The sequence below is a fragment of the Micromonospora sp. NPDC004336 genome, from assembly GCF_053602615.1.
On the sequence record NZ_JBSGDY010000367.1, the window covers coordinates 1 to 1,343 of the forward strand.

Sequence of the window (1,343 nt, forward strand, 5' to 3'; positions counted from 1 at the left end):
CCGATCTACCGGAGACCTCAACCTTTAGCGATCACCGCCACGCCGGGCCCACCTCACCGCCCAACACGGCCCTTACGAAACACGGGCTAGCCGGGCGCGGCCCGGACGGCCGGTCCTCGACAGGGAGTCAGTCGATGATGGCGGTGGCCTCGATCTCGACCAGGAGGTCGGGGCCGGCGAGCGCGCCGACGCCCAGCCCCGTGAACGGCGGGGCCGCGGTGATTCCCAGCTCGGCGACCGCCCGGCTGATCCCCGCCATCAGCTCGGGCATCTTGTCCGGGGTCAGGTCGACGACGTAGGCGGTCAGCTTCACCACGTCGTCGAAGGAGGCGCCGACGCCGGCCAGGGCGGTGGCGAGGTTGCGGTAGCACCGCTCGGTCTGGGCGGCGTAGTCGCCCACGCCGACCGTGCTGCCGTCGGCGTCGACGGCGACCTGGCCCGCGACGAAGACAAGCTTCGATCCGGTGGCGACCGACACCTGTCGGTAGAGGTCGACCTTCGGCAGTCCTTCGGGGTTCACCAGGGTGACGGCCATGTCGGCTCCTTTCGAGAATTCGTGGCTGGCGTCCGCGTAACATAACACAGCTATGTTATGTATCCTGGCGTCATGGCGAGGACGAAGGATCCGGCGGTCCGTGCCCTCCTCATCGAGCGGGCCGCGCACATGCTCCGCACCCGGGAGCCCGTCACCCTGCGCTCACTGGTGGCCGGGACGTCCGTCTCGACGATGGCCGTCTACACCCACTTCGGGGGCATGGACGGCCTGTGGAAGGCGCTGCGCCAGGAGGGCTTCACCCGCCTGGCGGCCGGGCTGGCGACGGTGGCGACGACCGACGACCCGGTCCGTGACCTGACCGCCCTGGTCGCCGGCTACCTGCGCAACGCCCTGGACCACCCGGACCTGTACCGGGTCATGTTCGACGCGAACTTCGACCTCGAGGACGCCCAGGCCGCGGACGACACGCTGGAGATCCTGGTGCAGGCCGCGGCGCGGGGCAGGGCGGCCGGGCGCTTCCGCGCCGACGTCGTCCCGCTGGACCTGGCGACACAGAGCTGGGTCGTCGGCCACGGGCTGGTCTCCCTGGTCGCCACCGGCCCGCTGCCGCCCGGGACGCTCTCCCACGGCACCCTCCTGCTGACCGCGCTGTTCACCAGCAGCGGCGACGACCCGGACCGGTGCCGCCGGTCGGTCGAGCGCGGCTGGCGGCGACTGCACCCGCCCGGCAGGTAGCCCGGCCGCCGGGGCCCTTCCGCCGCAGCAGCCGCCGGCCCGCACCCTCCGCCTCGCCGTCCCGACGAGGGTGACCGGACGGGCGGGCGTCGGGAGCGCCCTGTCGCGCTCC

2 protein-coding genes are annotated in these 1,343 nt (G+C 72.6%); one reads left to right on the forward strand and one right to left on the reverse strand.

Annotated features, from left to right (window positions below; all coding sequences use genetic code 11):
• Window positions 1-127: 127 nt before the first annotated feature.
• On the reverse strand, window positions 128-535 hold the full coding sequence (locus ACWENR_RS30765) for a RidA family protein (protein ID WP_452280440.1): 408 nt from the start codon (window positions 533-535) through the stop codon (window positions 128-130).
• 72 nt (window positions 536-607) lie between these two features.
• On the opposite strand from ACWENR_RS30765, the gene ACWENR_RS30770 reads away from it, so the two are divergent.
• Window positions 608-1,231, forward strand: coding sequence for a TetR/AcrR family transcriptional regulator (locus tag ACWENR_RS30770; RefSeq protein ID WP_452280441.1), 624 nt, complete (start codon window positions 608-610; stop codon window positions 1,229-1,231).
• The last annotated feature ends 112 nt before the right edge of the window (window positions 1,232-1,343 follow it).

Bases quoted from the DNA above. Each gene is read 5' to 3' on its own strand.
- ACWENR_RS30770 (WP_452280441.1), top strand. From the start codon at position 608: ATGGCGAGGACGAAGGATCCGGCGGTCCGTGCCCTCCTCATCGAGCGG.
- ACWENR_RS30765 (WP_452280440.1), bottom strand. From the start codon at position 535: ATGGCCGTCACCCTGGTGAACCCCGAAGGACTGCCGAAGGTCGACCTC.